Origin of the sequence: Apilactobacillus sp. (genome assembly GCF_025290035.1) — a bacterium.
Taxonomy (GTDB): Bacteria; Bacillota; Bacilli; order Lactobacillales; family Lactobacillaceae; genus Apilactobacillus.
On sequence record NZ_JAMBKT010000001.1, the window covers coordinates 119,139 to 144,711 of the forward strand.

The following is a 25,573-nucleotide window of genomic DNA, read 5'->3' on the forward strand; positions in this document are numbered from 1 at the left end:
ACATTTACCATCCCACCTTCACCAATTTTATCAATAATTTCGTAGCGATCACTTAGAATAAATCCTTTTTTCATAGATGATCACTTCCTAACAAATTATTAATTACAATTGCTGATATATTATCCAATCCACCGTTATCATTGGCTTGATTAATAAGCATCTCTAGCTTTTGCTTAGTAGGAACCCTACTTTGCAATATTGACTGAATTTTATCGTTATCAATCATTTTAGTTAGCCCGTCACTACATATTAGCAACTCATCATTTGGTTTTATTTGAATCGTGGAAATATCAACTTCGGCGTTGGAAGATACACCTAACCCCTTCACAATTACGTTTTTCATTTCTGAACTAGCAGCTTCTTCGGGATTAAGTTCACCCTTTTCCACTAAGAAGTTTACATATGAATGATCAATGGTAAGTTGTTGCAATTGTTCATTTCTAAGTAAGTAACATCTACTATCGCCTAAATGAGTTAGCATAAATTGGTTACCAAAAAACAAAGCAACTACAAGTGTTGTAGCCATTTTGCTTAGTGTTTCATCATGCATCCCAATTTCAATAATTTGACTATTGATGTTCTTAATAACATCGCTAAGCCATTCTTTAGTTTCATTGATTGATTTTATTTGATAATTTTCAAACTGATTACCAATATAGTCAACCGCCATTGATGCAGCAATATCGCCACCGTTACTTCCACCAACACCGTCAGCTAAAATTGCAATCATAGCGTTTTGACTATTATAAAAATAACCAATGTAATCTTCATTAGTTGTTCTTTGCTTACCAATAACTGAATTTGCAGCAACTTCCATTATCATTCACCTCCAGTTTTAACTAAATTACATACAAAGAATCCATCTGAATTAAAATCATCAGGGAAAATTCTTAAATAATCATCACTTAATTTTACATCCATTTTAGATACAACTGGTACTTTTTTAAAATTACTATTTTCAGATAAAAACTTATCAATCACATCTGAATTTTCTTGATTTAAGATTGTACAAGTACTGTAAACTAACTTGCCACCAATCTTTAGTTTCTTTGCAGCTGAGTTTAAAATATCAATTTGAATAGATGCTAACTTATTAACATCATTAATTGTCTTTTCATATCTAATTTCTGGTTTACGACGAATTAATCCGATTCCAGAACATGGTGCATCAATTAAGATTTGATCAAAAAAATCGTCTTCATAAAAGTCGTCTAATTTTCTTGCATCACACGCTTTAGTTGATAGAACATCATTAACAGCTAGTCGTTTAGCATTCTTCTTCACTTGCCTTAATCTACTGTCATGTAAATCCAAAGCAGTAACGTTTCCACCATCATCAACATTTAAATGTTCCGCTATTTGAGTTGTTTTTCCACCCGGCGCAGAACAGGCATCTAAAATATTATCGCCTGCATTAATATCCATTGATTCAACCGGAAGCATGGCACTTTCATCTTGAATAGTCATTTCACCATCTTTGAAAGTTTGACTATAACTTGCAGACTTCTTAGATAAAATCAATCCCGACTCCACTAACTTACTATCTTCTACTTCATAACCTTCATCAGTTAATTTTTTAACTAATTCTTGCTTAGTTATTAATTTAGAATTAAAACGAACTGATTGTTTAGAAGGTTCGTTAATGCTTTCTAATATTGATAAGGCTTTGTCTTTGCCAAGCTGATCAATTAGCTCATTAATAATCCATTCAGAAACACTATACTCAATTGAAAGCTTTTCAATTGGATCTTTAATCTCGTTAAAGCTAGGCAGACCATTTCTTTGAATTTGATGCAATACACCGGTAACAAGTCTTCTAATTCCATCATGGCCCATTTTTTTAGCGATCTTAATTGATTCATTAAAAACCGCTCTATCGGGAACTCTATCTAGATACTCCATTTGATAAATGGCTGAATACAATAGTTCCTTAACCCAATCATCAACCTTATCAGCATTTTTTAAGAAGTGATTTAGATAATATTCTAATGTTAATCTATGTTGGATTACCCCATAGACAATGTTTGTTAGTAATCCAATATCTTTTGAAGATAAATCACTATTTTCAATTACTTGATTCAATTGTAGGTTTGAATATGCACCATTAGATATTTTACTAAGTGTTTTAACAGCTAATAGTCTTGGATTACTTGTTGGCATCGGTGATCACCATATCTCCTTGTTTAATTGATTGTCCTGCTCCATTTAAGAAAGCGTTGATTTCTTGCTTTGGTTTACCTGATGGTTGAAGTTCTAATATTTCTAAGACAGATTCATCCCCACAAGCAATTTTTAATGTCTTTTTAGTTTTCTCTACAACAGTACCTGGTTGCAAATCAGTTTTTTCATCAGTTGGCTTAGTTGCCCAAAATTTAGTTCTAACGCCATTTAAAATTGCGAATGCATTAGGAGATGGTCTTAACGCTCTGACCTTCCTATCAACTAAAAATGCTGACTTATTAAAGTCTAATTCTTGTTGTTCTCGAGTAATATTTGGAGAAAATACCACTTCGTCTTCGTTTTGAGGAACAGGAGTAATACTATTGTTGGCTACTTTAGGTAATGTTTCTAATAATAAGTCTTTACCAATCAGACTTAATTTATCAAATAATGATTGGGTATCATCATCTGATTCAATCTTTAATGATTGTTGACTTAAAACATCCCCTGCATCCATTTTTTTAACCATATACATAATAGAAATACCAGTTTCTTCGTCTCCGTTGATTAATGAATATTGAACCGGTGCTCCACCACGGTATTTAGGCAATAATGAACCGTGTACATTAACCGCTGCGATTTTAGCTGCTGCTAATAATTTTTCTGGTAAAAATTGTCCAAAAGCTGCGGTAATAATATAATCTGGTGCAATTTCTATAATTTTAGCCATTTCGTCGCTACCGCTTATTTTTTCTGGTTGTAAAACTTCAATCCCTAGTTCAATGGCAGCCTCTTTAACAGGAGATGGTTTTAAAACTCTTTTTCTACCAAAAGGTCTATCTGGTTGAGTGACTACTGCTTTTACTTGATATTCATCACTGTCATTTATTCCGTTTAAAATTGGGACCGCAAACGAAGGGGTTCCCATAAATACAACTGTTTTCATTAACTATCGACATCCTTACATAAAATTCAATGGATCTGGATCAATATTTACATACAATCCTTTTTGAGCATCTTTTTGATAATGGTTCAAAATATAATTTAAGCATTCGCTTAAGTTTGGCTCATTTTTATATTTAATAATTATTTGATAATAGTACTTATTTTTTAACTTTAAAATTGAACTAGGCGATGGTCCTAGCATTAACGCTTTATCACTTAACTTGGCCTTTAAAATCTTTTGAATTTCAAACATTTTGGCTGCAGCCTTAGCTTCGTTAACATCAGAAGCTGTAATCTTTACTGTAAAGAAATATGGCGGGTAATTAGTTTGGTGCCTTACTGACATTTCCTTGCGATAAAACAATTCATAATCTTGTTTTTGGGCTAATCGAATTGCATAGTGATCAGGATTAAATGTTTGAATATAAACTAGTCCTTCTTTATCAGCTCTTCCTGCGCGTCCACTTACTTGAGTTAATAAGTTAAAGGTTCTTTCACTTGATCTAAAATCTGGTAAATCTAGTGAAGTATCTGCATTTAAAACACCAACTAAAGTTACGTTTGGAAAATCTAAACCTTTTGCAATCATTTGAGTTCCTAATAAAATATCAGCCTCATGGTTACCAAATTTTTGTAAAATTTTTTCATGGGCGCCTTTTCTTCTGGTTGTATCAACATCCATTCTTAAAATTCTAGCGTTGGGAACCAAGTTTTGTAATTTCTCTTGTACCTTTTGGGTTCCTGTACCATAATAGCGAATCTTTTTGCTACCACAGTTCTTACACTTGTTAGGAATTGATTCTTCATGACCACAATAATGACACTTCATGGTTTTACTATCCATATGTAAAGTTAGCGAAATATCACAATTAGGACAGTGCAATACAAAACCACAACTTCTACACATTACAAAAGATGAATATCCACGTCTATTCAACATTAAAACGATTTGTTCATGCTTTTGTAATCTATTATTCATTGCCGCTAAAAGTTCTTGAGAGAAATCTTCATCCCCTGTGGTTTTTATTTCTTCCTTCATGTCAATGATTCTAACTTCTGGAAGAGATTGATTATTAATTCTTTTTGGTAACGAAAGGAGCTTATAAACACCTTTAGTTGCCCTAGCTCTAGATTCTAAACTAGGTGTTGCGCTTCCCAGAACCAATGGACAATTATGATAGTCACAACGCCATTTCGCCACATCTCTAGTATGGTATCTAGGTGCATCATCTTGTTTATAGCTCGCCTCATGTTCTTCATCCATGATAATGATTCCGATATTGTTTAATGGAGCAAAAATGGCTGATCTAACCCCAACCACTACATCTGCTTCGCCATTATTAATTCGACGCCATTCATCATATTTTTCACCACTTGAAAGTCCGCTATGTAACATTGCAACTTTATTACCAAATCTACCCTTAACTCGCTTAACCATTTGTGGAGTTAAAGATATTTCAGGAACCAACATTAATGCTGTTTTTCGATTTTCTAGTGCTTTTTGAATAGCTTGTAAATAAACCTCAGTTTTACCTGAACCAGTAACTCCTTCTAGTAAAAAGACGTCACTTTGGTCATTAGTTGTAGCTTCACTGATTGCATCGACCGCTTTTTGCTGATCATCATTAAGCTTTAAAGGATAATTAGGTTTAACTTCTTGTTCGTATGGATTTCTATATTCTTCTTGCCAAAATCTAGTTAACCATTCTTTTTCAATTCCCGATTTAATAGTCGCTTCTGGAATATTGAAATCATTTACTAATTTTCTTTGCGGAATCGATGTCTCATTATTATTAATAATATAATCTAGTAATTTAGCTAGATTTTTAGAGTTTTTTCGGAGATTACTTAATTCAGTTTCAGCTTCGTTTATGCTGATAATCGGCTTAACAGCGTAAACCTTTTTCGCCTTAGCTTTATCATTCACTTTATATCTAACGATTAATTTACCTTCTTTTCGATATTGAATGATTCTTCTTAGCATACTGGAATTAATATCTTCAACTTTAAAATCAATTGAATCGGATCCATCAAATAAACCTAAAACCTCATCATCGATTCCTTCATTATCATTGATAATAAGTTCTTTTTCATATTTAGCCCGCATAACACTTGGTAACATCGTTAAAATACAGCTAATTTGAAAAGAATAGGTCTTTTTAGCCATCCATTCAGACATCGACAATAACTCATCATTTAATGCTGAATCTAAATCTAACAATCCATCGATTTCTTTTAACTCACCATCAAAATCACCATTATGGTCAATATCAGCAACAATTCCTTGGATTTTTCTACCACCTGAACCAAACGGAACAACTACCCTCATTCCATTTTGGATTTTATCTGCTAGTTCATCCGGTATTAAATAAGTATATGGGTCATTAGTTTGCATGGTTGGCACATCAACAATCACTTTTGCTAAATTCAAGCTAATTCCCCCTCTACTTTAATCTAATCTTTCGCTTAAAATTTTTACTAATTTACTTGAAATAGACGCTTTCGATTCAATATTGGTTTTTGCAAAAACCCCATTTTTATCAATAAATGAGATTTGATTATTATCACTACTAAAACCAATATTATCGTTACTTACATCGTTAGCTAACAATAAATCTAATTTCTTTGTTTCTAACTTTTTAATTGCATTAGCTATTAAATCTTGTGTTTCAGCAGCAAATCCAACAATAAATTGATTACCTTTTTGTTTGGTTACTTCTTTTAAAATATCTGGTGTTTTCTTTAGTCTGATTTCTAAATAATCGCCATTCTTCTTAATCTTTTGGTCACTGACAACTTCAGATTTATAATCTGAAACAGCGGCAGCCATAATTAAAACATTGATACTATCGAAATTATTTTTTACAGCATCCAACATATCGTTAGATGTTATTACTCTTTCTACTTCGATATTTGGATTTGAGACCTGCATATCCGAAGCCGTGATTAATTTCACTTCAGCACCAGCATTAGCACACGCCTCAGCAATAGCGTAACCCATCTTTCCTGATGACCTATTAGTAATGTATCTAACTGGATCAATTGGTTCACTCGTTCCACCAGCAGTAACTAAAATCTTTTTTCCAGCCAATACTTCAGATTTTTTCATAATTTGTTGTACTTGTAGAATAATTTCTTCAGGTTCAATCATTCTACCTTTAGCTGCATATCCTTCAGCTAAGAAACCATCAGTTGGATATAAAATATCAATTCCATCATCTTCTAATTGTTTAATGTTACGTTGCGTTGCTAGATTATCCCACATATTGTTGTTCATTGCTGGAACAACAATTTTTTGAGTAGGAGTAGCTAAAAGCGTGGTTGATACAACATCATCAGCAATGCCATTTGCGATTTTTGCAATTGTGTTTGCTGTTGCTGGAGCGACAATAGATAAGTCTGCCCATGTTGCGATATCAATGTGTGTTATTTCTTTTGGATTAGGTTCATCAAATGTATCAACAAATACATTATTTTTAGTTAAAGTTTGAAATGCAAGTGGAGTTACAAATTTTTGTGCACCATTACTCATCACAACTCTAACATCTGCACCATTTTTAACTAATAGTCTTGCTAACGTAAGTGATTTATATGCAGCAATGCTACCTGTAACATAAAGAGCAACTTTCATGTTTTTCATCTTGTAACCTCCTATTTTCTCATAGTTTCTAATAAGTATATTGTAACAAAAAAACAAAATAAAAACCTTTGCACTGCTGCAAAGGTTTCAATTAATTATTTTTTATCTCTAGTTAATTCAACTTTACCATCAGCAATTTCTTCAAAAGCTTTACCAACAGTTTTTCTTGATTTGTATTCATCCAAAAGTAATGGTGAACCTGCATCAATATCATGTGCGCGCTTACTTGCTAACATAATTAAAGAATATCTTGAATCAACTCTTTCAAGTAGTTTATCTACAGATGGGTATAATAACATTAATCTTCTTCTCCTAACATTGATAAGTAATCCGGCATAACACGGTTAACTTTAAGTCTTTCACTATTTACAATAGTTTTAATTCGATCAACTGCATTTTCAACTTTATCGTTTAATACAGCATAATCATAATTTCTCATCATTTTAATTTCTGAAACAGCGGTTTGAATTCGTTTATCAATTACATCCATGTCATCAGTACCACGACCGATTAAACGATTCTTTAATACCACTAAATCTGGTGGGGTAAGAAATACAAAAACTGCTTCTGGGCAATTTGCTCTAACTTGCATTGCACCATTTACTTCAATTTCTAAAAAGACGTCATGTCCTTCGTCCAAAGTTTGGTTAACATAGTTCAATGGTGTACCGTAGTAATTATCAACATACTTAGCATATTCAAGCATTTCACCATTCTTAATGTGGTCTTCAAATTCTTCTTTAGTAACAAAGAAATAATCTTTTCCATTTACTTCACCTTCACGAGGCTTTCTAGTAGTCATAGAAATTGAGTATTTGAAGTCTACATCTTCTTCATTAAATAAGGCTTTTCTAACAGTTCCCTTACCAACACCGGAAGGACCTGAAAGAACAATTAACATTCCTCTTTTAGCCATTCTAAAACCCCTCAAAAATTTATAATACTTCTATTATGGTCTATTTTTACGAATTTTTCAAACTATTTTTTTGTTTCATCAGCCAATTTAAGTAATTCATTTGCATGTTGTAATGTTAAATCGGTAACTGTTGTTCCAGATAACATTCTTGCCAACTCTTGAACTCTTTTTTGTACTGATAATTTTACTATGCTTGTCATAGTGCGATCTTTTTCAATCTTCTTTTCAATAAAGTAGTGATGATCAGACATTGCCGCCACTTGAGGTAAGTGCGTAATACATAGCACCTGTGATTTTTGAGCAATTTTACTTATCTTCTCAGCGATTGCTTGAGCAACACGACCTGAAACACCGGTATCAACTTCATCAAATATAATTGATGTTACGCCTTGGACACTTGTAAATAGTGTCTTTAGAGCTAACATAATTCTTGAAAGTTCACCACCAGAAGCAATTTTAGCTAGTGGCAACATCGCTTCACCAGGATTGGTTCTCATATAAAATTCAACTTTTTCATTTCCATATGAATGGAATTCGCCAATTGGGAGCTTTTCAAAGTTAACCTTGAACTCTGTCTTCGCCATATATAAATCAGATAATTGATCATGCACTGATTTTTCAAGCTTTGTGGCAACTTTATGGCGTTTAACATTTAATTCATCAGCTAATGATGTCAATTGGCTTAAAGTTGATTCATACTGTTCATTTAGATTTTCTCCAGTAGTTTGGTCGGCTTGCATTGTTGATAGTTCTTTAACAACATTTTGGTAATGGTTTAATATCTGTTCGATTGAATCTCCATACTTACGTTTTAAAACATAAATAGTATTTAATCTTTCTTCAATTTCTTCCAACTTACCTTGATCAAACTCTTGTAAATCTAGTTGATCAGAAATATTATCGGAGGCATCTTGTAATAAATAAAAAGCATTCTTAATATTATCTGATATCTCTCTAAATTGAGGATCTACTTCTTCAATTGATTCCATTGAATTTTTAGCTTCACCGATAATATCTAATGGATTAATATTATCGTCACCGTTAATTGCACTAAAGCTTAAGTTAAGTGCATCTACGATTTTTTGGTAATTTAATAAATGATCTCTTTGGCTAACAAGTTCCTCTTCTTCACCGATTTGTAAATTAGCGTTGCTAATTTCATTTTCTTGAAATTCAAGCATATCTAATCTTTGCGACCATTCTTTTTCATTACTTCTTTTTTCGTTAATTGACGCTTTTAGTGTTTGATAATGTTCAAAAGTTTCTTGGTATTGGTTCAATAAGTCTTTAATTTCTTTCTTACCAAATTCATCCAGCAAGTGAACATGCTTTTCAGGTTGCATTAACTCTTGATGTTCATTTTGACCATGAATATCAACAATGGTTTCTCCAACCTTTTTTAACATTGCAGTATTAACAATCATTCCATTAACACGACAAATGTTTCGACCATTTCGATAGATTTCACGTTGTAATATCACACTGTTATCACTGTGTTCGATTCCCATATCATCTAAAACTTGATATGTTAATCCATCTTCTGGAAAGACAAAAAGGCCTTGGATCAGAAGCTTGTTTCTTCCAGTTCTAATAAAGTTTTGTGATCCTCTTCCACCAGCTAATAAGCCGACAGCATCTATAATGATAGACTTACCTGCACCAGTTTCACCTGTAAGCACTGTCATCCCATTTGAAAAATCAATTTCTAAATGGTCGATAATCGCAAAATCATGAATTGATAAGTGTTCAAGCAATTAGAAGACTTCCTTTCGTTACTTTAATTCTTCGGCATTTTTAATTGTTTGTTCAATTGAAATGTCCGGATTAATTGATGGATTGTCAACAGACTTTAAATCAACTAAGAATTCAATGTTTCCTTCTCCACCAGTAATTGGTGAAAAATCAAGGCCTTCAACAGAATAACCACTTTTGACAGCGAACTTGATAATATCATCTAATACTTCAGCATGTACTTTAGGATCTCTAACTATTCCATGCTTACCAATCTTATCTCTACCTGCTTCAAATTGTGGTTTTATTAGTGCTGCTACGTGACCATTTTCAATTAGAATATCTTTTAAAACAGGTAAAATCAAGTGAAGTGAAATAAATGATACATCAATTGACGCAAATTCTGGTTGTCCATCTTTAAAATCTTCGAGTTTAGAATATCTAAAATTAGTGTGTTCCATCACAACGACTCTTGGATCTTCTCTTAATTTCCATACTAATTGGTTGCTTCCAACATCCAAAGCGTAGCTAATTCTAGCTCCATTTTGTAACATTACGTCAGTAAATCCACCAGTTGATGAACCAATATCCAGAACTGTTTTTCCTTTAACATCCAAATTGAAAACTTTTAAAGCCTTTTCAAGCTTTAATCCACCTCTACTAACATATGGCATTGGTTTTCCTTTTAAATGTAACTTTGTGTCAACTGGAATTTTAACGCCTGGTTTATCTAAACGTTCTTCATTTTTTCCTAGTACTTCACCTGCCATTACAGCTCTTTTAGCTTTTTCTCTAGTATCAAAAAGGCCTTGTTGTACCAGTAGAACATCTACTCTTTCTTTTTGCATTGCTAAATTACCCCTATTTTTCGATATTAAAATAATCTAGAAAAGACATTAGCAATGAAACATCAATACCATTTAAATCACTAATTTTATTTAGAATCATTTTACTATGATCTAATGTATCTTCTAAATATTCATATGCCTTATCCAAACCTAATTGGTTAGTATAAGTGTTTTTTACGCTATCTTGATGGACTGGCTTGCCTAAATCTTCTGTGTTAGAAGTAACGTCTAAAATATCGTCATAAATTTGGAAAGCTAATCCATAGTCTGCCCCGAAATTATCTAAAAGTTTAATAACTTCACTTTCGCAATCAGACATGATTCCTCCGGCAATTAATGCGTATCTGATTAAATCACCAGTTTTTTGTTCATGTAAGTGCTTAATTTGATCAAGTGTTAATGGTTTATTCTCATTAAGAATATCAATTGCTTGTCCAGCAACCATTCCCGAAGGTCCTGCTTTTTTAGATAATTCCAACACTAATTGAACCTTTTTTGCATCAGATAAATTATTATCAGTTAACCATTGAAATGATAAAGTTAGCAGTGCATCCCCTGCTAATGTGGCTAATCCTTCACCATATACAACGTGATTCGTTGCTTTTCCACGTCTTAAATCATCATTATCCATAGCAGGTAAATCATCATGAATTAAAGAATATGTATGAAGAAGTTCCAGCGCACTGGATACTTTTAATTCATCCTCGTCGATATTGTGATTGAAAGTTTTTAAAACAGCTAATGTTAATAACGGACGTAATCTCTTTCCACCAGCTTTCAGAGAGTACAACATGGACTCTGATAAGTCACTTTGACTAACGTCCTTCAAAACTTCTTTTTCAATTGTTAATTCAATTCTGTTTTTATATTCATTAACAAAATCTGTTAGAAAAGTAGAATCTTTCATTACTTTTCATCACTTTCTGACTCTTCAAAAGCAACTTCTTTATCATCATCAGTTATTTCTTTTGCTAATGTCTTTTCAGCATTTTTTAAAGTATCTTGTAGTTCTGCGCTTAGCTTTACTCCTTTTTGAAATTCACTAAGTGCTTTTTCCAAAGGTATATCTCCTTGTTCTAATTCAGAAACAATCATTTCTAAATTTTTCATATTTTCTTCAAAACTTACTTTTTCAGCCATTATTTATTCTCCTTTATAACCTCGTTAATAGTTGCTTTAGCTGTCCCATCAATTAATTTAAGCTTAATCTCATCATCTTTTTTTACATCCGAGATTTTTTTAATCACGTTACCTTCATTATCAGTAGTGTAACTGAATCCTCTAGACATAACCTTTAAAGGACTTAAATGATCTAAAGAACTAATCAATTGATTTACTTTATTATTCTTATTTTCCAAAAGTAATGATATATTTCTCAACAATTGTTTTTGTTCAACTTTTAAAACTTGTTTCTGTTCATTAATCCTATTTTTAGGAGAATTAATTTTCAAGTTATAAATTAAATCATTAATTCTTTTATCTGCTGCATTAATGCTTTGTTGAAGCGCATTATTCAATCGTTCATTTAACATATCAATTCTTTGAACATAAGAATCATACAATCTTTCGGGTTGTTTAAAGATATAAGAACTAGTGATCTTATTTAACCTTTGTTGTAATTGAATAATCATATTTTTGTATGCATTAACAATTCTAATTTCATTATTTTTAATATCAGTAATAACATCTGTCAAAACAGGAACCGCTAATTCAGCAGCCGCAGTTGGCGTAGCTGCTCTAACATCAGCAACTAAATCTGCAATTGTAGTATCAGTTTCGTGACCTACTGATGAAATAATAGGAATTTTACTATTAGCAATTTCTCTAGCGACTATTTCTTCGTTGAATGGCCATAAATCTTCAATAGATCCACCACCACGTCCAATAATAAGGGTATCATAATCGCCTTTTTGATTTACTCTTCTAATTTGTCTAACAATATCTTCTGCAGCTGCAGTCCCTTGTACTACTGCGGGGTATAAAACAATTTGAGCAATCGGATATCTTCTTCTTGCTGTTGTAATAATATCTCTAATAACAGCTCCACTAGGAGAAGTTACAACTGCGATTTTTTTGGGATATTTTTCAAGACTTCTTTTAGGAGCATTAAATAATCCTTCAGCTGATAACTTCTTTTTTAATTGTTCGAAGGCTTGGTATAATGCCCCCACGCCATCTGGTTCCATACTTTCAATATAGATTTGATAATTACCAGTTGCTTCATATAGTGATATTCTTCCGGTTACTAAGACTTTCATTCCTTCTTCAGGTTTGAATTTAATCTTACTAAATGCAGATTTAAACATAATTGCGCTAATTTTAGCATTATCATCTTTCAAACTAAAATATTGATGGACTGGTCTTAATCTGAAGTTGGAAATTTCCCCAGTTAAATAGACCTTCCCTAAATAAGGATCTCTATCAAATTTCTTTTTTATATAGTTTGTTAAATCTGTTACCGTAAGATAATCATTATCCATTAATATCACTCCATTTAGCTAACTCAACGGTTTGTCTCATTAAAGTAGCGATGGTCATTGGACCAACTCCACCAGGTACTGGTGTTATGTATGATGCTTTTTCTTTGATTGAATCGTAATCAACATCACCAACTAATTTGTTGTTTTCATCAACATTTTGACCTACGTCGATTACTACAACACCTTCTTTAACATCTTCAGCCTTTAATGTATGTAGTTTTCCGGTTGCTGAAACCACGATATCAGCATCCCCAGTATATTCTTTCATGTCATCAACATAGTGATTAAGCACTGTAACCTCTGCTCCTGCATTAATTAATAATGCTGCCATTGGTCTACCAACGATTGTACTTCTACCAATCACTACTGCTTTTTTCCCTTTTAGTTCAATATTGTATTCAGCAAACATTGTCATAACACCCTTTGGTGTACATGCCACAGGATAATTACTTTTATCGTTTAAAAATAGTTTTCCAGAATTAATAACTTGGAACCCATCAACATCTTTATCTGGATTAATTTGGCTCATAACGAATTTTTCATTAATATGTTTAGGAAGTGGTGATTGAATTAAAATCGCATCAATTTCTTCACTATTATTATATTCGTTTAAAATACCTAATAGTTCTTGTTCTGTTGTTTCTTTTGGTAATTCTTTTACGATTGACTTAATACCTAGTTGTTGTGCCTTTTTATGCTTGCTACGAACATATCTGTGACTAGCTTGGTCATCACCAACTAGTATTACAGCTAAACATGGATCAATTTCCTTACTATGTAACTCTTCAACCATAGATGCAGTTTCTTGATTAACCTTTTTTGCTAATGCTTTTCCATCAATAATGTTGTCCATCGTAAAAAACCTCCAAAGAATTAATTTCATCTTTATTTTAGCATACTGATAAGATTTTATGTATCAAAAAAGGATTTGCAACATTTGCAAATCCCCTTTTTTAAACAATGGTGTTTGATAAAACTCCATTAACAAATTTTCTAGAGTGATCATCACTATATTTCTTTGTTAATTCTAATGCTTCGTTGATAGCTACCTTAGCAGGAACATCATCAACGTAATTAATTTCGAAAAACGCAAGTCTTAGAATCGCTAAATCAGTTTTAGCAATTCTATTAATTGACCAACCGGAAACAAGATATGAGATGATACTATTATCCAGACTATCTTTATTTTCGATGACTCCATCAACTAAAGTATTGTAGTATTCAGGAATATTTTCATCTTCATCTGTTCTTGAGATAGCATGGAAGAATAATTCTTTATCGGTTGTATCATTCGCATTAATAGCAAACAATGTTTGAAATGCATACTCTCTTATTTTATGTCTTGTAAATTCCACTATTTTTCACCCTTATCGCTACTGTTGCTATTCAATAAATTATTAGAGTCAGTTTTTTTATCAATTCTTTCGGGAACAATCCCTTCTACATGAACATTAACTTCACCTAAATCAAGTTCAGTCATAAATAGAAGTTGTTGTTTAACTTGTTCTTGAATTTCTAAGGCAACTTTAGGAACGGAAACTCCGTAGTTTAAGTATACATAAACATCAACGATAAGTTTATCATCCTTAAAGTTTAATTTAATACCTTTACCAAATTCCTTACGTCCAAATAATTCATTGACACTAGTTGCTAATGAACCTCGCATACGTTTTACACCGTTAACTTGAACAGATGCAATACTAGCAATAATTTCTAATACGTTGGGTGAGATTTTAATATCTCCCAGTTCGGAACTAGCTTTAATTAAAGAAACATCAGTTTGTTCTGCCATAGAATTTCCCTCCAATCGATAAAAACAGATTAATAATTATCTATTAAGCTCTTGAAATGTATGATGCATCACTAGTGTTAATAACTAGCTTGTCACCAGCATTAACGAAGAATGGTACTTGTACAATTAAACCAGTAGTCATAGTAGCAGGCTTGCTTCCACCAGAAGCAGTGTTACCCTTAATACTTGGTTCTGTTTCTGAAACTTCTAGAGTAACAGTGTTTGGAACTTCGATACCGATAACTTCGTTTTGGTATTGAACGATACTTACATCCATGTTTTCTTGTAGGTAGTTCAATGCATCTTGGATCTTGTCACCAGGAACAGTAATTTGTTCGTATGATTCCATATCCATAAATACGTAACCAGCACCATCTTCATATAAGTATTGCATGTTGCTAGTATCGATTTGTGCTTGTTCCATCTTAGCACCCGCACGGAATGTCTTATCTTGAACAGCACCAGTTCTTAGGTTCTTAAGTTTAGTACGAACGAACGCACCACCCTTACCTGGTTTTACGTGTTGGAAGTTAATGATACGCCAGATTGCGTTATCAACTTCAATTGTTAATCCTGTTTTAAATTGGGCAGTTGAAATAGTTGCCATAATTAAAACTCCTCCTAATAATATTAATTACTTGTAATCACAATCATATAATTGTAATTCTAACTGTTATATATATTGTATCATGTAAAATTTAATTAAATAAGTCTTTGGTAATAAAAAAAGCCTGAAATTAAATCAGGCTTTTTATACATTATTCACTAATTACTTAGCAACTGCTTCAGATACTGGGTATACTGAAACTTGGCGCTTGCTGCGGCCCATACGTTCGAAACGTACAACACCATCAACTAAAGCAAATAAAGTATCATCACCGGCACGCTTAACGTTTTTACCTGGGTAAATGTGAGTACCACGTTGACGGTAAATGATTGAACCAGTAGTAACTTTTGATCCATCAGCAGCCTTTGTACCTAGACGACGACCTGCAGAGTCACGACCATTGGCTGTTGAACCTCCCCCTTTATGGTGAGAGAAGAATTGTAAATTCATTTCTAACATAGGAATTACACCTCCGTACAATTTAATCTTTAATAATATCTAATTTAATATAATCAGCATAACTTTGAGAAATATCTAGCATTCCATTTTTAAATGTTAGTAAAATTGCTTGAGCAGCAATTTCATCTTGTTCTGAATTAGCTTCTGGTACAGAAACTTCCATGTACCCGCCATCGATATCATTGCTGTCTACTTTAGGAGAAACATGGGCAACCACGTCTAACCCGTTAACAGTAGAAATCGATAATACCGACACTGCAGCACACACAATGTCTTTACCATACTCACCTGAGTCAGCATGACCAGTAATACTGAATCCAGTAATTCGATCATGCTTATCATGATTAATACTTGCTAATATCATTTCAATTTCCCTTATTAAGCTTTGATTGAGTCAATCATAACCTTAGTGTATGGTTGTCTATGACCCTTCTTAGAACGAGAACCCTTCTTAGGCTTGTAACGAAGAATAGTAATCTTCTTACCACGGCCTTGCTTTTCAACAGTACCTTCAACTGAAGCACCGTCTACAAGTGGAGTACCAACCTTAGCTGAGTCACCACCAACGAAAACAACTTGGTCAAAAGTAACCTTTTCACCTTCGTTTGCGTTTAGCTTTTCAACGTAGATTGCTTCACCTTCAGCAACTTTGTATTGCTTTCCGCCTGTTACGATAATTGCGTACATAATGTGCACCTCCTTGAATAATATGCTTAGACTCGCCGAAATTAAGCGCTCATGTAGAGACTTAATACTCATTTCGTGCGGTTGTAGCTGTGAAAGTCCACAAATACAACAAAGTAAGTATACATAGTTTTAAAGTTTTAGTCAAGAAAAAAAGACATATCGAAATGATATGTCCCCAACAATTTATTCTAATGTCGCGAGAGAGATTCGAACTCTCGACCTACGGTTTAGAAGACCGTTGCTCTATCCAGCTGAGCTATCGCGACATCAATAATCAACAAAAAATATTATATCTAATTATAAACAACGTGTCAATATGATTTTTAAAAAATAATATTAACTATCTTATGTCACTGAATTTTTCGAAGTTCTTAACCAACTCATTCATATCGACATTAAAGTCTACCAAAATAAACTTTAGAAGCATTTTCCAGAAGAATTTAAAGTCATTTTTGGAGTGATTATAAAAAGCATTAAACATCATTTTTTTGATTGATAAGTAAATTTGATTAAAATCACTATCAGGTCTTAGATTTGTAATCTTATCAATATCTTTTTGGCTATCAATAATTATATCAGACAAGTTGCAAATATTTGCATACAACAAAGTAAAACTTAATATTTCAACTGCATCTTGAAGTAAAACTTTCTTGTAATTGTTTGGATCTATTTGTCCCTGCTCATATGTATAAACTGAAAATCTTTTTGAGTCAGTCGCCAAAGCTGATAAACCTGTATCGATTTTAATAAATATTTTTTGTTTTTTATTATTACCATTAATCAATAACTCTCTCTTTTGACCCATATAATTAAATCTAGTTATTGATTGTTGCATCATTTTTTCTAAGTTTAGCAATTTAAACACCTCTCATAAGATTTTATCATTTCGATATCTTATTGAAAACAAAAAAGCCGGAATTAAAAATTCCGACTTTTTTCGTTAGTTATTAGTATTTTTCCATGTATTGGTTACGTTCCCAATCAGATACTTGGGCTCTGTAAGCATCGTATTCTAGATGTTTAGCAGCCAAGTAGCTGTTAAAGATCTTAGTTCCTAATGCCTTCTTCATTGTTTCATCAGATGATAATTCTTCTAATGCATCTAATAAATCATCTGGTAAGTTAACAATTTCATTTTCTTCTCTTTCGTCTTCGTCCATTCTATAAATATTTCTATCTACACTCTTAGGAGGAACGATGCCATCTTTCAATCCATCTAAACCAGCTTCTAGAACTGAAGCAATAGCTAAGTATGGGTTAGCAGAAGCATCTGCACTACGAAGTTCTAGTCTAGTAGCTAAACCTCTAGCATTTGGTACTCGGATTAATGGAGATCTGTTTGAGCCTGACCAAGCAACATATACTGGAGCTTCATAACCAGGAACTAGACGTTTGTATGAGTTAACTAGTGGGTTACAAATTGCTGTGTAACTCTTAGCATGTTTGATTAATCCACCTAGGAAATGGTAAGCAGTTTCTGATAACTTTAATTCACCATTTTCATCATAGAATACATCACCATCATCATTAAATAATGACATGTTTAAATGCATCCCTGAACCATTGATACCACTTAATGGTTTTGGCATAAAAGTAGCATATAGTCCATATTTTCTAGCGATTGTTTTAACAACTAATTTAAATGTTTGAATATTGTCAGCAGCATTTAATGCATCTGCGTATTGGAAATCAATTTCATGTTGACCAGGTGCAACTTCATGGTGAGCTGCTTCTACGTCAAATCCCATTTCTTCAAGAGTAAGAACGATTTCACGACGACAATTTCCACCTAAATCAAGTGGTGCCATATCAAAGTAGCTACCTTGGTCATTTAGGTTAATTGTTGGTTTTCCGTTTTCATCCATCTTAAATAGGAAAAATTCGGGTTCTGGTCCAATATTAAATGAAGTAAAACCAGCTTCTTTCATGTCTTTTAGAACACGAATTAAATTATTTCTAGGGTCACCTTCAAAAGGTTCTCCAGTTGGTTTATAAACTTCACAAATCACACGAGCAATTCTTCCACGTTCTGTGCTCCATGGGAAAATCATCCATGTAGTTAAATCAGGATGCAAATACATATCACTTTCTTCGATTCTCACGAATCCCTCAATAGAAGATCCATCAAACATAATTTTGTCATTTAATAAATCATCTAGTTGACTAATTGGAACTTCAACATTTTTTAATGTTCCTAAAACATCAGTGAACATTAAACGTAAAAACTTAACATCTTGTTCTTTCACAATTCGACGAATATCGTCTTTTGAATAATCATGCTTTGTAGCCATATATACCTACTCCTAACGTATTCAACATTAAATTAGTTAAAAAGAATTATTTTCAGCATCTTTGGAATTTAATCCTCCGATGTTTAAAAGTTCGTCAGATAAAATCTTACGCGCTTCTTGATCAGATAATTCCTTAGAATTACCATTTTGCTCGTTACTTTCTTTACGCTTTTTGTAAATATCTTGAATTTTAGAAATATTCAAACCTTCATCTAAATAGTCCTTAATTTCAAGGATTACATCAATATCATTCAAAGAATACATACGACGGTTTCCATCATTTCTTTCAGGAAATACCAATCCTTGTTCTTCGTAATATCTAATTTGTCTAGCGGTCAAGCTCGTTAACTTCATAACGGTTCCAATCGGAAGAACTGAAAGCGAACGTCTTAAATCTTTTTCTTTCATATCTAACTCCTTCTAACAACATAATAATAACATTATTTAAGCTAATGTCAATACGTTATGTTATAACTTCTTACATATTATTTATATTTTTATTTATTTAACCAGTTTAAAACATCTTTTTCTATCTTTTTTTCATCTTCCATGTCAGAAATTATATCATACCATGTTACATTCATTTTATTTCTAAACCATGTTAGCTGTCTCTTAGCATAATGTCTTGAATCTTGTTTTATCGAATCAACAACACTCTTTAAATCTTTTTGATTATCAAAATATCCTGCAAATTCCCTGTATCCAATTCCTTTAAGGGCAGGCAAATCATCACTAGATTGCTTCCATAACCATTTTGCTTCATCAATCAAGCCATTTTCAATCATCAAATCAACTCTTCGATTAATCCGATCATACAATACTTGTCGATTAGTATTAAGTGCAATTACGTATGCATCCAACGTAACTTCTTTATTATTCTGTTCTGAGAATAATTTACCAGTATGATGATAGACCTCAAGTGCTCTAATAATTCTTCTTTCATTACTTTTGGGAATCTTAGCAGCAGCTTTTGGATCAATATCATTTAATTTATCCCACAATAGTTCACTACCATTATCGAGAGAAAATTGATGTAATTTATCTCGATAAGCTGGGTCACTATCGAATTCTCCACCTAATACTAGACCATCTAATAAAGCTTGAATATAAAAACCAGTACCTCCAGCAATAATGGGTAATTTACTTCTTTTAGTAATATCTTCTATCAGAGAATTAGCAGACTTAACAAATTCAGCAGCAGAATAATCTTGATTGACATCCAATATATTAATTAAATGATGTGGAATTCCTTCCATTTCATCTTTAGTGACCTTTGCGGTACCAATATCAAGTTTTTTATAAACTTGCATCGAATCACCAGAAATCACTTCACCATTTAATTTTTTAGCTAATTTAATCGATAAGCTGGTTTTTCCAACCGCTGTTGGTCCAACAATCACTAATACTTTATGCATTCTATATCCCACCATTTCTGCTTATCTTAGTTTAGCATATAAAATATTGAATTAAAATATAATAAAGACTGGATAAATGAAGTAAAAAAAAGCATAATATAGATGTATATCAATAATTCAATAGGAGGCTTTGTAATGAAAAAGTTTGCAAAAGGATTTTTCGTTGGTGCTTTAGCAACATCAAGTGCCGTTGCGGGAGCTTTATTCTCATTCAAGAAAAAAGTTGTTGACCCAGTTGAAGGTCAAGCTGACAAATTAGAAGAAAACAGAAGAAGAGTTGTTCGTAAACAACGTTCTGCTCATTTAAACTAGCAATAAAAAAACACTTTGCATTTAGCAAAGTGTTTTTATTTTACTTCTTTGTTCTTCCATTCCAATTTCTGAAACCAGATTTCAAAATGTAAATATCCTTGTATCCATTTTTTCCAAGTAAAATAGCAGTTTTAATGCTTAAAGTTTTGCCTTGGTCATATAGATATACGGGCATATCTTTACGAATGTTTTTGTAGAACATCTTAATTGTTGAATAAGGAATACTTCTTGCACCAAGAATATGTCCTGATTCGAAATCTCGATTTTCTCTTAAATCAACGATTTGACCTCGATGACCGCCTTCTTTAAATTGAGCTTCATCAACAAAGGTAGCAACTCTATTAGCTCTGATTCTAGTAATTAAGTTATATACAAGAATAGCAGCTAATATGATAATGATTAAAATCATGGATGAAAACATTTATAACAACGCCCCTATTTATATTATTTATTGATATTTCTTAATGCTAATGATCCTGCACCAATTACACCAGCGTCGTTTCCTAATTGAGCTAAACGAATCTTAGTAGAATCTCTAACAGGTCTAAATGCATTTTCTTGGAAATACTTAGTAGTTGGTTGTAGTAAAGTGTTACCTGCGTTAGAAACACCACCACCAATAACAATATTATCAGGGTTTAATGTGTTACCAACGTTGGCTAATGCTAAACCTAAGTAGTAACAAACCTTGTCTACTACTTGGTTAGCAAAAATATCACCGTTATCAGCTAAGAAGAAAACTACTTTAGAAGTAACTTCTTCACCACTGTTAATCATTTCTTTTAATCTTGATTGTCCAGTGAATTCTGCTGAAAGATGCTTAGCAACTTTAACAACTCCAGTAGCTGAAGCGTATTGTTCTAAACAACCTTTCTTTCCACAAGTACATTCAAATCCACCTGGTTCTACAGTAATGTGACCGATTTCTCCGGCACCACCATTTACACCATGTGCTAGTTCACCGTTAACGATAACACCACCACCAACACCTGTTCCAAGTGTTACGAATACAACGTCTGAGTCCTTGCTTCCGGCACCCTTCCAGTATTCACCAAGTGAAGCTACGTTTGCATCGTTATCCAAAGCAAATGGTAATCCTAATGACTTTTCAATTTGATCTTTGATATGTTGAGTTGTTTTCCAGTTAAGGTTGTATGCACCAATAACTGTTCCATCTTCTCTATTTACTGAACCTGGGGTTCCCATTCCAATACCGATAAAATCATCAATTTTATGATCAGAGTCCTCCATCTTTTTAGTGATAGAGTTAATGATATTTGGAACAATTTTTTCACCGTTAGCGCTTACATCAGTGGTAATAGCCCACTTGTCTAAAACTTCACCGCTATCAGTTAAGAAAGCCAACTTAGTTGTTGTACCTCCTAAATCGATTCCGATTAACTTACGTACCATTTTAGTTTCCTCCTAAAAATTGTTTGTTATTTATTTTCTTCAATAGCATGTTCATGCTTTAGGACTAGCTTAGCCTGAATGAATTCATCTTTAGATACTAATCCAGCATCATGTAAATGATCTAATTCAAGTGCCATCACTTCAATATCCCATTTTCTTTTTCCAACATAAACATAAATTCCAAACTTTTTTAATAATTGTTGAACATCGTACAACGTTTTCATTTTCCCACATCCTAACGAAAATTGCACTAATTAATTTAAAATTTAAACAGTTTTTAAACAAATAATCGCAAAAATAATTAGAACTAACAGTGCCATCAATCGTTTTACCATTGGAACCTTATATCCTGATGGTAATCCAACTACATAAGGAACTAAAAATCCAGCAATTAAACCACCAATATGTCCTGATAAATCAATATCAGGTGATAATAAGTCAAATCCAATATTTAAAACTAGTAAGAATAAAAAGCTTTGCGACATTCTTCTTACATACATATTATCATGAAATGTTTCACCCAACATTAAAAATGCTCCAATCAATCCAAAGATTGCTGTACTTGCACCTGCACTTGCCGTTGTAGAAAAAGCAAAACTTGCAATATTACCAAAGATTCCTGAAATCATAAAAATTGCAAAGAATCTTAAGTGACCGAAAATCTTTTCTAATTGGATACCAATGTAATACAAACTAATCCCATTCATTAAAATATGAAAAATTGATAAATGAATAAAGATAGGAGTAATAAATCTCCACCATTGGTTATACATCGTTACCAATGGTCTATACATTGCTCCACCATCTATAATCGCGTTACTACTATTTGTAAGAATTCCGAATATGTATACAAATACAATTAGAACTAGCAGCATTTCTGAGATATATGGCGTTGCATCTATTCTTCTGTAAAATCTTGTGCTTTGTACATTAGAATATAATTCTTTTAACTTTTTGATCAAAATCATCTACTTCCCATATTGATTTTTCAAACTTACTAATACTATCGGATAATGCGATAGTGTTGCCAGGATATTCTTTTAATACTCTATCGTAATATCCTCCACCAAATCCAAGTCTATCTCCAGTGGTAACATCAAAAGCTAGTCCAGGAATAATTAATAAATCAATATCATTAACATTTCCGACTCTACCGTTCTCGGGCTCCATTATACCAAATTTGCTTTTCTTCATATTAGTCATTTGATCAATAATTTTGAATTCCATTTCGGTTGAAGAAATAACCTTAGGCATAAAAATTGTTTTACCTTCTAATTTGGCTTTTTGAATTATTGGATTTGTATTAATTTCAATTTCTGTACTAGCTGTAATGCCAATTGATTCAGCTTTTTGCCATTCAATAGAATTAAACAGCTTTACATATAAATGTTCATAATTTTCTTGTTTTCTGGTAGTTTTAACTTTTTCAATAATTTGTGTTCTAACATCTTTTTTATTCACTATAAACACTTCCCAGGATATAAAAAAAGGATTGGGCCTTTTTTATAAAACCCGAATCCTTATTTTGTTTCACGATGTAATGTAACTTTTCTTTCACGTGGACAGTATTTCTTTAATTCCAAACGATCAGGGTTGTTACGACGACTCTTAGTTGATAAGTAATTACGTTCGTGACATTCTGTACATTCCATAGTAATGTGTACTCGCATATTAGTTACACCTCCAAGTTAGTTGTATTTTAATTTTATATAAACAACTTTCAACTCTTAATATATTATCATTTTTTATTTGATTTGACCAGAGTTTATATAAATATTGTTAAGCAAAATTACTTAACAGCATTATTTTAAGCCACTATCGGACTGAACATACTTCCAATATGCTTGATAAATTTGTTCGGCCAAATTAACATTATTACTTTCTGCGTCACTTGGCAAGTTAGGAATTGCTACAACTACAACTACTTGTGGGTTCTTTGATGGTGAGAATGAACCTAAACTCAAAGTAACTGTTTCAACCGGTTTTGAACCTTTTTTACCACTAGAGTAGAATGTTTGGGCTGTACCAGTCTTAGCTGAAATAGAAGGTCTTACAGTATTTAAAGTAATCCCTGTTCTGTATTGGCTAGTTCCATGAACAACCTTATAAAAACCATCTGTTACAACTTTTCTTTGAGCATCAGTCATATCAACCTTATTCAAGACAGTTGGTGTAACTGTGTATTTAACTCTACCTAGTTTACCGTCTTTATTAGATTCACGAATACTTTGGACAATATGTGGTTCAATTCTATATCCACCATTGGCAATAGTAGAAATATATTGTGCTACTTGAATTGGAGTGTAGGCGTCATAATTTCCATAAGATAAATCAAGCGCCTTACCAATGTTGGCTGATCCACCAGGACCTTGAATCCCTTTTGTTTCACCAGGTAAATCAATTCCAGTTAAAACGCCTAATCCAAATTGGTTAAAGTATCCACGCATAATGTTAAATACATCAGGATTCATAGTAAGTGGTGCTCCTGAGTAATAATTAAATTTAGCTTCTTTCATAGCTAATTGCATCATGTATGAGTTTGACGATACTTCAAGCGCTGTTGATGCATCTAAAGAAATATCGTGATTTCCATCTTGGTTAAACCAAGATGCTTTTTTAATTCCACCAGTAATAATTGGTTTATCAGTTAAAGTTGAATTAGTTGGTGTGATTACCTTATCCATTAACGCACCAGAAACCATTGCACCTTTAACAACTGATCCCATTACTATAGAACTATTAATAGTTCCCAAAGCATTAGGAGTCATCTTACCGGTTTCCGGATTACGACTAACCCCTGCCAAACCAATAATTGCACCATTATTAGGATTCATTACAACAGCATATGCTCCTGTTGAATTACCAGTGTTACGATCGGCATTTTCCACTAAACTTTGAATTTTCTTTTCAAATTCAGAGTTAATAGTTAATTGTAAGTTATCACCTTTTTGACCACCATATTGCTTAATAGCCTTATCTAAACTACCACTCTTGATTAATGTTTGAGATTTAGAACCACGTAAAGTAGATTCATATTTGGCTTCCAAATAACTTTGTCCAACACTATCGTTTCTTGAATAACCTTCAGCTAACAATGTATTGATACGATCACTTGGTAACCCAACTCGTTCTGAAGAAACTGTTCCAACGATACTTTGAATTGCATCCCCATTTGGATATTCTCTAGTCCAACTATCACCAATTTGTACCCCTGGCATTTCAGATAGATGTTCACCAACTTCTGCCAATTCCTTGGTAGTAACGCCTGATGATTTAATATATGTGGTAGACAATTGATATGAACCACTCATCTTTTGGAAAATGGCAGCTGCATTACGAGTCTTCTTATCAGTGCTATATAATTTTTCTTTAATTACTTTTGCGAGTTCTTGAATGTATTGATCACTTGTAGAAGTACCCTTAGCAAAAGTCATGCTATCAATCACTTTTTGTAAATTGTCTGGATTAGATAAATAAAATTCAGCTTCTTGTCTTGGAGTTAAGGTTGAATAATCAACGCTTAAGTATTCTCCAAGTTTATTAGCGATTTTATATAAAGTAGCACTTGTAACACTCAAGCCCTTAGTGTATTGAATAGCTTGATGCGCTTTATTTCCAACCAAAACACGGCCAGTAGAATCATATATCATCCCTCTTTGGACATTTCCTAATTTAACCGAATTGTCCGAACGACTAACTTCTGCTTTATATTGGTTTCCATTAACTACTTGCAAGTAAGCCAATTGGATAACTAAGATTGCAAATAATACCCCAACAACCGTTAATATTATATTTAATCTAAAAGGAACTTTTGTATCTGCTCCACGATCCCTATGATGGAATATTTTTTGTAAAAAACTATTCAAAACAATCTAAC

General features: G+C 32.7%; 31 protein-coding genes, 1 tRNA gene and 1 other annotated feature. Of the genes, 1 reads left to right on the plus strand and 31 read right to left on the minus strand.

Annotated features, from left to right (window positions below; translation table 11 throughout):
• Positions 1–70 precede the first annotated feature (70 nt).
• The 24 genes from M3005_RS00595 to miaA form a co-directional block, all read right to left on the minus strand.
• The gene (locus M3005_RS00595) at positions 71–817 is read right to left on the minus strand and encodes a Stp1/IreP family PP2C-type Ser/Thr phosphatase (protein ID WP_293792769.1); all 747 of its coding nucleotides are present in this window, start codon (positions 815–817) and stop codon (positions 71–73) included.
• Positions 818–819: 2 nt separating this feature from the next.
• Positions 820–2,160: a 16S rRNA (cytosine(967)-C(5))-methyltransferase RsmB gene (gene rsmB, locus M3005_RS00600; RefSeq protein ID WP_293792771.1), complete on the minus strand. Its 1,341-nt coding sequence runs from the start codon at positions 2,158–2,160 to the stop codon at positions 820–822.
• Positions 2,147–3,106: a methionyl-tRNA formyltransferase gene (gene fmt / locus M3005_RS00605; RefSeq protein ID WP_293792772.1), complete on the minus strand. Its 960-nt coding sequence runs from the start codon at positions 3,104–3,106 to the stop codon at positions 2,147–2,149. The genes rsmB and fmt overlap by 14 nt, the downstream gene beginning before the upstream one ends.
• A gap of 15 nt (positions 3,107–3,121) precedes the next feature.
• Complete coding sequence (priA, locus tag M3005_RS00610) at positions 3,122–5,536, minus strand: primosomal protein N' (protein ID WP_293792774.1); 2,415 nt, start codon at positions 5,534–5,536, stop codon at positions 3,122–3,124.
• 18 nt (positions 5,537–5,554) lie between these two features.
• Positions 5,555–6,745: a bifunctional phosphopantothenoylcysteine decarboxylase/phosphopantothenate--cysteine ligase CoaBC gene (gene coaBC, locus M3005_RS00615; RefSeq protein ID WP_293792775.1), complete on the minus strand. Its 1,191-nt coding sequence runs from the start codon at positions 6,743–6,745 to the stop codon at positions 5,555–5,557.
• 95 nt (positions 6,746–6,840) lie between these two features.
• On the minus strand, positions 6,841–7,044 hold the full coding sequence (gene rpoZ, locus M3005_RS00620; RefSeq protein ID WP_293792777.1) for a DNA-directed RNA polymerase subunit omega: 204 nt from the start codon (positions 7,042–7,044) through the stop codon (positions 6,841–6,843).
• Positions 7,044–7,661 carry a guanylate kinase gene (gene gmk, locus M3005_RS00625; protein ID WP_053950041.1) on the minus strand — a complete coding sequence of 206 codons (618 nt, stop codon included), beginning with the start codon at positions 7,659–7,661 and terminating at the stop codon, positions 7,044–7,046. Before gmk ends, rpoZ begins: the two co-directional genes overlap by 1 nt.
• A gap of 62 nt (positions 7,662–7,723) precedes the next feature.
• A complete protein-coding gene (gene recN / locus M3005_RS00630; RefSeq protein WP_293792780.1) occupies positions 7,724–9,415 on the minus strand; it encodes a DNA repair protein RecN in 1,692 nt (563 codons plus the stop codon).
• Between the two features lie 18 nt (positions 9,416–9,433).
• Positions 9,434–10,240: a TlyA family RNA methyltransferase gene (locus M3005_RS00635; protein ID WP_293792781.1), complete on the minus strand. Its 807-nt coding sequence runs from the start codon at positions 10,238–10,240 to the stop codon at positions 9,434–9,436.
• A 13-nt stretch (positions 10,241–10,253) separates the two neighbouring features.
• Complete coding sequence (locus tag M3005_RS00640) at positions 10,254–11,147, minus strand: polyprenyl synthetase family protein (RefSeq protein ID WP_293792782.1); 894 nt, start codon at positions 11,145–11,147, stop codon at positions 10,254–10,256.
• On the minus strand, positions 11,147–11,380 hold the full coding sequence (locus M3005_RS00645) for an exodeoxyribonuclease VII small subunit (RefSeq protein WP_053950045.1): 234 nt from the start codon (positions 11,378–11,380) through the stop codon (positions 11,147–11,149). Before M3005_RS00645 ends, M3005_RS00640 begins: the two co-directional genes overlap by 1 nt.
• Positions 11,380–12,720: an exodeoxyribonuclease VII large subunit gene (gene xseA / locus M3005_RS00650; RefSeq protein WP_293792785.1), complete on the minus strand. Its 1,341-nt coding sequence runs from the start codon at positions 12,718–12,720 to the stop codon at positions 11,380–11,382. Before xseA ends, M3005_RS00645 begins: the two co-directional genes overlap by 1 nt.
• Entirely contained in the window at positions 12,713–13,573 is an 861-nt protein-coding gene (locus tag M3005_RS00655) for a bifunctional 5,10-methylenetetrahydrofolate dehydrogenase/5,10-methenyltetrahydrofolate cyclohydrolase (protein ID WP_293792786.1), read from the minus strand. Before M3005_RS00655 ends, xseA begins: the two co-directional genes overlap by 8 nt.
• A 100-nt stretch (positions 13,574–13,673) precedes the next feature.
• Positions 13,674–14,075: a transcription antitermination factor NusB gene (gene nusB / locus M3005_RS00660; protein WP_293792787.1), complete on the minus strand. Its 402-nt coding sequence runs from the start codon at positions 14,073–14,075 to the stop codon at positions 13,674–13,676.
• The gene (locus tag M3005_RS00665) at positions 14,075–14,512 is read right to left on the minus strand and encodes an Asp23/Gls24 family envelope stress response protein (RefSeq protein WP_293792788.1); all 438 of its coding nucleotides are present in this window, start codon (positions 14,510–14,512) and stop codon (positions 14,075–14,077) included. The genes nusB and M3005_RS00665 overlap by 1 nt, the downstream gene beginning before the upstream one ends.
• A 43-nt stretch (positions 14,513–14,555) precedes the next feature.
• On the minus strand, positions 14,556–15,119 hold the full coding sequence (gene efp / locus M3005_RS00670) for an elongation factor P (protein WP_053950050.1): 564 nt from the start codon (positions 15,117–15,119) through the stop codon (positions 14,556–14,558).
• 162 nt (positions 15,120–15,281) lie between these two features.
• On the minus strand, positions 15,282–15,578 hold the full coding sequence (gene rpmA / locus M3005_RS00675) for a 50S ribosomal protein L27 (protein ID WP_034531059.1): 297 nt from the start codon (positions 15,576–15,578) through the stop codon (positions 15,282–15,284).
• 22 nt (positions 15,579–15,600) lie between these two features.
• Complete coding sequence (locus M3005_RS00680; protein ID WP_293792796.1) at positions 15,601–15,942, minus strand: ribosomal-processing cysteine protease Prp; 342 nt, start codon at positions 15,940–15,942, stop codon at positions 15,601–15,603.
• A 14-nt stretch (positions 15,943–15,956) separates the two neighbouring features.
• A complete protein-coding gene (gene rplU, locus M3005_RS00685) occupies positions 15,957–16,265 on the minus strand; it encodes a 50S ribosomal protein L21 (RefSeq protein ID WP_034531057.1) in 309 nt (102 codons plus the stop codon).
• An 18-nt stretch (positions 16,266–16,283) separates the two neighbouring features.
• Positions 16,284–16,358, minus strand: a sequence feature (ribosomal protein L21 leader region).
• Positions 16,359–16,457: 99 nt separating this feature from the next.
• Positions 16,458–16,531 (minus strand) — tRNA-Arg (locus M3005_RS00690).
• A 74-nt stretch (positions 16,532–16,605) separates the two neighbouring features.
• Complete coding sequence (locus M3005_RS00695) at positions 16,606–17,121, minus strand: hypothetical protein (RefSeq protein WP_293792798.1); 516 nt, start codon at positions 17,119–17,121, stop codon at positions 16,606–16,608.
• Positions 17,122–17,212: 91 nt separating this feature from the next.
• Positions 17,213–18,556, minus strand: a complete 1,344-nt coding sequence (glnA, locus tag M3005_RS00700; protein ID WP_293792799.1) for a type I glutamate--ammonia ligase — start codon at positions 18,554–18,556, stop codon at positions 17,213–17,215.
• A 36-nt stretch (positions 18,557–18,592) separates the two neighbouring features.
• Entirely contained in the window at positions 18,593–18,964 is a 372-nt protein-coding gene (locus M3005_RS00705; RefSeq protein WP_293792800.1) for a MerR family transcriptional regulator, read from the minus strand.
• An 89-nt stretch (positions 18,965–19,053) separates the two neighbouring features.
• On the minus strand, positions 19,054–19,971 hold the full coding sequence (gene miaA / locus M3005_RS00710) for a tRNA (adenosine(37)-N6)-dimethylallyltransferase MiaA (RefSeq protein WP_293792801.1): 918 nt from the start codon (positions 19,969–19,971) through the stop codon (positions 19,054–19,056).
• A 135-nt stretch (positions 19,972–20,106) separates the two neighbouring features.
• On the opposite strand from miaA, the gene M3005_RS00715 reads away from it, so the two are divergent.
• Positions 20,107–20,283 (plus strand): DUF3042 family protein, encoded by a 177-nt coding sequence (locus M3005_RS00715; protein ID WP_293792804.1) that lies wholly within the window; start codon positions 20,107–20,109, stop codon positions 20,281–20,283.
• 40 nt (positions 20,284–20,323) lie between these two features.
• On the opposite strand, the gene M3005_RS00720 is transcribed toward M3005_RS00715, so the two are convergent.
• The 7 genes from M3005_RS00720 to M3005_RS00750 all read right to left on the minus strand — a co-directional run bounded on the left by M3005_RS00720 (position 20,324) and on the right by M3005_RS00750 (position 25,562).
• Positions 20,324–20,704, minus strand: coding sequence for a rhodanese-like domain-containing protein (locus M3005_RS00720; protein WP_293792805.1), 381 nt, complete (start codon positions 20,702–20,704; stop codon positions 20,324–20,326).
• 23 nt (positions 20,705–20,727) lie between these two features.
• The gene (locus M3005_RS00725) at positions 20,728–21,696 is read right to left on the minus strand and encodes an ROK family glucokinase (RefSeq protein WP_053950058.1); all 969 of its coding nucleotides are present in this window, start codon (positions 21,694–21,696) and stop codon (positions 20,728–20,730) included.
• A 26-nt stretch (positions 21,697–21,722) separates the two neighbouring features.
• A complete protein-coding gene (locus tag M3005_RS00730) occupies positions 21,723–21,920 on the minus strand; it encodes a YqgQ family protein (protein ID WP_293792808.1) in 198 nt (65 codons plus the stop codon).
• 42 nt (positions 21,921–21,962) lie between these two features.
• Positions 21,963–22,658 carry a rhomboid family intramembrane serine protease gene (locus M3005_RS00735; protein WP_293792809.1) on the minus strand — a complete coding sequence of 232 codons (696 nt, stop codon included), beginning with the start codon at positions 22,656–22,658 and terminating at the stop codon, positions 21,963–21,965.
• On the minus strand, positions 22,627–23,157 hold the full coding sequence (locus M3005_RS00740; protein WP_293792810.1) for a 5-formyltetrahydrofolate cyclo-ligase: 531 nt from the start codon (positions 23,155–23,157) through the stop codon (positions 22,627–22,629). Before M3005_RS00740 ends, M3005_RS00735 begins: the two co-directional genes overlap by 32 nt.
• Before the next feature lie 59 nt (positions 23,158–23,216).
• Complete coding sequence (rpmG, locus tag M3005_RS00745; protein WP_053950061.1) at positions 23,217–23,366, minus strand: 50S ribosomal protein L33; 150 nt, start codon at positions 23,364–23,366, stop codon at positions 23,217–23,219.
• A gap of 132 nt (positions 23,367–23,498) precedes the next feature.
• Complete coding sequence (locus M3005_RS00750) at positions 23,499–25,562, minus strand: peptidoglycan D,D-transpeptidase FtsI family protein (RefSeq protein ID WP_293792812.1); 2,064 nt, start codon at positions 25,560–25,562, stop codon at positions 23,499–23,501.
• Positions 25,563–25,573: the final 11 nt, after the last annotated feature.